This window comes from Streptomyces boncukensis (assembly GCF_011045075.1).
Taxonomy (GTDB): Bacteria; Actinomycetota; Actinomycetes; order Streptomycetales; family Streptomycetaceae; genus Streptomyces; species Streptomyces boncukensis.
On the sequence record NZ_JAAKZZ010000459.1, the window covers coordinates 1 to 5,879 of the forward strand.

The following is a 5,879-nucleotide window of genomic DNA, read 5'->3' on the forward strand; positions in this document are numbered from 1 at the left end:
TCCTCCCCCTCTCCGGCGGCCTCTTCCGCGACTGCCTGGTGCACGACTTCGACGCGGTGCGCTGGGTGACGGGCCGCGAGGTCGCCTCCGCCTACGCGGCGGGCTCCGACGCGGGCCCCGCGGTCTTCCGCGAGGCGGGCGATGTGGACACCGCCGCCGCCCTGCTCACCCTGGACGACGGCACGCTGTGCACGGCCAGCGCGACGCGGGTCAACGGAGCGGGGTACGACGTGCGGATGGAGCTGGCGGGCGAGGCGGACCAGGTCGCCGTCGGCCTGGATCCCCGGACGCCGGTCACCTCGCTGGAGCCGAGCGCGCCGCCGCCCACGGACAAGCCCTGGCCGGGCTTCCTGGACCGGTTCGGGCCGGCGTACGAGGCGGAGATCGCGGCGTTCGTGCGGGCGGTGCGGGGCGAGGTCCCGAACCCGTGCGACGGGCGGGAGGCGCTGGAGGCGCTGCGGATCGCGGAGGCGTGTGAGCGCTCCCGCGCCACGGGTCTCCCGGTCGCCCTGCCGGACGTCCGATGACCCTCTGCGCTCATCCGTGCGGGTTATGCGAGGTCCTTCACCATGTAGGTGCAGGCGTCGGCGACGCGGTGGACGACACCCGCCCCGTCCGCGTAGGACCAGCAGTCGAGGTACGGCGTGGAGGGCCGGTAGCCGAGGCGCCGGTACAGCGCCCGCGCCCGCGGGTTGTTGCGCTCGACGCCCAGCCCGATGCTCCGGCAGCCGCGCGCCGTGGCCAGCCGCTCGGCCTCCCGGATCAGCCCGGTGCCGATCCCCTGGGAGCGCAGCGTCTCCGGCCAGACGCCGAGCCCGTTCACCTCGGGGCACCCCGCGTGCACGGCCTGGACCTCGGGCGCCGCGCAGCCGTCCCAGCGCACCTCGCAGCTCCCGACCGGCAGGTCGTCCCGCCAGGCGACGAGGTACGTTCCCGCACCCGCGCACTGCCGCGCGTACCGGCGCTGGTGGAAGGAGTCCGCGCCCGGAGAGGGCATGTGCTTGTCGAGCAGTCCGACGTCTTCTTCCCGGCACTCGCTGATCCGCATGGCGCCCTAGCGTAGAGCGTGGGGCTTCCTGCCCCCGCGCCCCTTCGGGGCACCGGATTGTGCCCCGGAGGGGCGCGGGCACTGCGCGACCGGCCGGAAACGGCCCTGCACCCGCGAGGAGCGGCAAGGGGCGGCCCCTCCCGGCGTCAGAGGTCGGCCGGAACCGCGTCCTCCAGCTTCTGCAGCAGCTCGGTGACCCGCTTGGTGACCGCCTCGCGGTCCCCCTCGGCCAGCGCGGAGCCCATGCCGCAGGCCACCGCGCCCGCCGCGATCCACTCAGGGGCCCGCGCCACCGTGACGCCCCCGGTCGGCAGGACGGGCGCCTGCGGCAGCGCCGACCGCACGTCGCGCAGCCAGCCGGGGGTGTACGCCGAGGCGGGGAACAGCTTCAGCGCGTCGGCTCCCAGCTCCAGCGCGCGCACCATCTCCGTGGGGCTGGCGACGCCGGGGAAGACGGGCACGCCGTACCGGTGCCCCGTGCGTATCACGTCCGCGTCCAGGCTGGGCGAGACCAGGAAGCGGGCGCCCGCGTCCACCGCCATCCGCGCCGACGCGCCGTCCAGCACGGTCCCGGCGCCGATCACCGAGTCGTCGCCGGTCTCGCGGCGCAGCGTGGTGATGGCCTCCAGCGCGAAGGGAGTGGTCAGGGAGATCTCCAGCCCGGTGATCCCCGCCGCGAGCAGGGTGTCCGCTGTCGCCGTCGCGGTCTCGTAGTTGTCCCCCCGCACGATGGCGAGGACGCGCTGCTCCAGCGCGGCTCTGGTGATCTCCCAGCGGTACACGGCAAGTTCGCCGCCTCTCTCGTTCTGTGGTGGCCCGGCGCGGAGGGCGCTGCCCCTCCCGCGAGGGCCGCGTTCCGGCAGCCCGTCAACGGCGCACGGCGTCGGCGCCGCGTGACAGCGCTTCGAGCGCGCGGTCCCGGCCCGCGGCCGTGGGCAGCCCGTCGGTGTCCGCGAGGCCCTGCACGGCCAGCGCCGCGACACACGCCGCCTCGGCGAGCGCGCGCTCGTGGTCCAGCCCGCGCAGCCAGGCGGAGATCCACCCGGCGGCGAACGCGTCGCCCGCGCCGACCGGGTCCACGGCCCGCACCGGGAAGGGCGGCTGCTCGCAGGTGCCCTCGGGGCTGTGCGCCACCGCCGTACGGTCCCGCCGCTTGACCACCACCGTGCGGGCCCGGCCCATCTCCAGCAGGGCCTTGGCCCCTTCCGCTGCGCCGCCGCCCAGCAGCAGCTCCAGCTCGTCCTCCCCCGCGAGGACGAGATCGGCCTCGCGGAGCAGCGGGCCGACGATCCGTATCCACTCGTGGTCGGTGCCCAGCTTGTGCCGGACGTTGGGGTCGAAGGAGACCGCAGCGCCCGCCTGCCGGGCGCGTTCGACCAGCGCCCTGGTGGCCTGCGCGGCCGTCTCGGAGAGCATGGGGGTGATCCCCGTGATGTGCACCAGGCGGACCCCGGACAGCGCCTCCGGCGCGATCTGGTCGGGGCTGAGCAGACCGGCCGCCGAGCCCCGGCGGTAGTACTGCACATCGACCGCGCGCTCCGGGTGGCTGTCCCGCAGCAGCAGGCCGGTGGGAGCCTCGGGGTCGATCTCCGCGCAGGAGACGTCGATGCCGTCGGCCCGCAGCTCGCGCAGCACGGCTTCGCCGGCGGGGTCGTCCCCGACCCGGCCGATCCAGCGCGCCCAGTGGCCCAGCCGGGCCAGCCCGGCGGCGACGTTGGACTCGGCGCCCGCGACGGAGCGGCGGAAGTGGGTGGCACGTTCGAGCGGCATACCCGGTTCGGCGAGCATCAGGAGCATCGCCTCACCGCACGTAACCACCTCTGGGCCGTTTCTCACCGGTAACTCCCCATATCTACCGCCGATGCATTACTCTCTGTGGGGAACGTTACCCGTTCGGGGCGGTAAAGCCACCCCCCGGGGGGCATCCCCGGGCCCGAAACGGAACCGGACCGGAGGTGGAGACGGTACCGGTTGCAGGGGTCGTTCAGGGGCGCGCCGGGACAACGAACGGCCGCCGCACCCCGGTCGGGTGCGGCGGCCGTCGGCAGTGGGGGGTCAGCAGGTGCGGTCGACGAGGTCGAAGGACGCGTAGTGGTCGGCGGTGTAGTAGTCCTCCCGGTAGCTGTCACCGGTCACGATGCGGCGGGCGCCGCGGTCCGGTGACCCCGGGGTCTCGACGGTGTACTCGTGGTAGTAGCCGGTCTGCTGCTGCGGGAGTATCCCCTCCCGGTTGTAGAAGACCGAGCCGTCCTGCGGGTACGGATACGGGCCGCCCTGCGCGATGAGGGCCAGGGTGTCGTGGGCCTGGGAGGGCAGCGCGGAGTAGCAGATGTCACCGACGGCCGCGATCCGCGCGTGCGGTGCGGCCGGCGCGGTGACGGCGGCCGCCGTCGCGGGCGCCGTCGCGGCCGCGCCGGCCGCTGCCGCGGGAGCGCCGAGGAGGAGGCCCGCGGCGAGGGCACCGATTGCGCTGACACGGGCGATTCGTGGGGGGAATCTCATACCCCCATGCTGACGCGCGTAGATGTCATGTCAACGACAACCACGGGGAATTTCCCGGATATTCACGGCCGACAGGGCGCCCCTTCGGGGCGCGGCCCGGTACCGGGCTCCCCGGAGACCGCTACGCCAACTCCGCGTAGCGCGCAGCGAGCTGCCGGGCGCCCTCCCCGGTGAGGGAGCCGTGCAGACGGAGCCGGGCCACGCCCCCGTCCGGAAAGATGTCCATCCGCACCTGCGTGACCGGCGGCGCGTCCGCCAGGACGAAGCGGTGCACCGCGTCCGGCTCCAGCCGGGTGCGGGGCAGCAGTTCGGACCACGCGCCCCCCTCGCCGTCGCGGCCCGCGAGCGACACCCAGCCGGCCGCGTTCCCCTTGTAGCACCCGGTGTCGAGCTCGACCGCGCGGACCCGCGCCTGCGCCGCGAGGGCGTAGCGGACCCAGTCGTGGCCGTCGTCGCGGCGCCGCCGGGTCTCCCAGCCCTCGTCCATCTTCCGGGAGCGGCCCGGCAGGATGGTGTGCACCGGCGGCGAGAAGAAGCGGTCCGAGGCGTCCTCGGCCCGCCCGCCGTGCTCCAGCGCGACGAGGTCGAAGGTGCCGAGCGCGGCCAGCCACTCCGGCTCGGGCACCGCTTCGCCGTACACCCGCAGCCGGGCGATGCCGCCGTCGGGGTGCTGGCGCAGCCGCAGATGGGTGAAGCGGCGCTCCGCGGTGACGGCGAAGCCGTTCGCCGCGTGCCCCGCGACCCGGGTACGCGGCACCAGGGTGGTCCAGGGAACGCCCTCGGCGAGCAGTTCGGCGGGGGACGGGGTGCCGGGCAGGGACACCGCCTCCACGGCCACCTCGCGCGGGTAGTTGCCCCGGAAGTGCGCGGTGTCGACGACGAGTCCGCGGACGGCGCCGGGGGCGCCGAGGCGGATCAGCGCCCAGTCGTGGTCCCCGGCGGCCGGGTGCGGGACGGCGGCGGAGGCACCGCGGCGGCGGCGCGTCTCCCAGCCGTCCATCACCTTGCCCTTGTGGCCGAAGGCGGCGGGGTCGAACTCGGGGCGCTCGGGCCGCAGCAGGTTCTCGCGCTCGGCGAAGAACTCGTCGTTGGCGGCGATGACGGCGGCGCCCAGCCTGCGGTCGGCGAGGTCGGGAAGGCGGTCGAAGGGGAAGCCGTCCGCCGGGGCCCGGTAGTCGGCGTACGGGTCGCCGCCGCCGTAGGGGCGCGCGTCTCCCTCGTAGCGGGGTATGGGTATGCCACAGGTCGCGGGGGTCGCCGCAGACATTCAGCCGTCCTTTCCGTGGAGGGTGACTGGAAGGGCGTCGAGGAGCCGGCCCGCGCGCCGCTCCGGCGCGCCGTCCCGCGCGATCCGCTCGCCGCGCAGCCACGCCGAGCGGACGACGCCGTGCAGGGTGCGGCCGGCGTACGCGGTGACCTGGTTGCGGTGGTGCAGCCGGGCGGGGTCGACGGTGAAGGTCGCCTCGGGGGCCAGGACCGCGAAGTCCGCGTCGTGGCCCGGGGCGATGGCGCCCTTGCGGCCCGCGAGCCCGGCGAGCCGGGCCGGGGCCGCGGACATCCAGCGCGCCACGTCGGCGAGCCCGTGTCCGCGCCGCCGCGCCTCGGTCCACACGGCGGGCAGGCCGAGCTGGAGCGAGGAGATGCCGCCCCAGGCGGTGCCGAAGTCGGGGGTCTTGAGCCCGGACGTGCAGGGCGAGTGGTCGGAGACGACGCAGTCGATCGTGCGGTCGGCGAGCGCGGCCCACAGCGGGTCCTGGTTGTCCCGCTCCCGGATGGGCGGGCAGCACTTGAACTCGGTGGCGCCGTCCGGCACGTCCTCGGCGGTGAGGGTGAGGAAGTGCGGGCAGGTCTCGGCGGTGAGGCGCAGCCCCTCCCGCCGCGCGGCGGCCAGCGGCGCCAGCGCGTCGCTCGACGACAGGTGCAGGACGTGGACGCGGGTGCCGTGCTCGCGGGCGAGGGCGATCAGCAGGGCGATCGCGTCGTTCTCGGCGGCGCGCGGGCGGGAGGCGAGGAAGTCGGCGTACCCGGGCCCGCCGCGCTGGGGGGCGGCGGCGAGCCGCCCCGGGTCCTCGGCGTGCACGATCAGCAGTCCGTCGAAGGAGGCGATCTCCGCCATGGCGGCGGCCAGCCCGGCCGGGTCCAGCTCGGGGAACTCCTCGACGCCGGAGGGCGACAGGAAGCACTTGAAGCCGAAGACGCCCGCCTCGTGGAGCGGGCGCAACTCGGGCAGGTTCCCGGGGATCGCGCCGCCCCAGAAGCCGACGTCGACGTGCGCCTTGGCGCGGGCGACGCCGCGCTTGACGGCCAGGTGGTCCGGAGTGGTGGTGGG

General features: G+C 75.4%; 7 protein-coding genes. 1 reads left to right on the top strand and 6 read right to left on the bottom strand.

The window, feature by feature from the left end; all coding sequences use genetic code 11:
• Positions 1–527: Gfo/Idh/MocA family oxidoreductase (locus tag G5C65_RS29545; RefSeq protein WP_241266147.1), on the top strand; the 527-nt coding region annotated here is incomplete at its 5' end.
• Positions 528–550: 23 nt separating this feature from the next.
• On the opposite strand, the gene G5C65_RS29550 is transcribed toward G5C65_RS29545, so the two are convergent.
• From G5C65_RS29550 to allB, 6 genes are all read right to left on the bottom strand, one after another.
• On the bottom strand, positions 551–1,048 hold the full coding sequence (locus tag G5C65_RS29550) for a GNAT family N-acetyltransferase (protein ID WP_165302112.1): 498 nt from the start codon (positions 1,046–1,048) through the stop codon (positions 551–553).
• 146 nt (positions 1,049–1,194) lie between these two features.
• Positions 1,195–1,830 carry a bifunctional 4-hydroxy-2-oxoglutarate aldolase/2-dehydro-3-deoxy-phosphogluconate aldolase gene (locus G5C65_RS29555; protein ID WP_165302113.1) on the bottom strand — a complete coding sequence of 212 codons (636 nt, stop codon included), beginning with the start codon at positions 1,828–1,830 and terminating at the stop codon, positions 1,195–1,197.
• Positions 1,831–1,915: 85 nt separating this feature from the next.
• Positions 1,916–2,884 carry a PfkB family carbohydrate kinase gene (locus G5C65_RS29560; RefSeq protein WP_165302114.1) on the bottom strand — a complete coding sequence of 323 codons (969 nt, stop codon included), beginning with the start codon at positions 2,882–2,884 and terminating at the stop codon, positions 1,916–1,918.
• Between the two features lie 219 nt (positions 2,885–3,103).
• Positions 3,104–3,550, bottom strand: coding sequence for a guanyl-specific ribonuclease (locus tag G5C65_RS29565; protein ID WP_165302115.1), 447 nt, complete (start codon positions 3,548–3,550; stop codon positions 3,104–3,106).
• A gap of 121 nt (positions 3,551–3,671) precedes the next feature.
• A complete protein-coding gene (alc, locus tag G5C65_RS29570) occupies positions 3,672–4,817 on the bottom strand; it encodes an allantoicase (RefSeq protein ID WP_165302116.1) in 1,146 nt (381 codons plus the stop codon).
• The coding region (gene allB, locus G5C65_RS29575) for an allantoinase AllB (RefSeq protein WP_165302117.1) at positions 4,818–5,879 on the bottom strand (1,062 nt) is incomplete at its 5' end.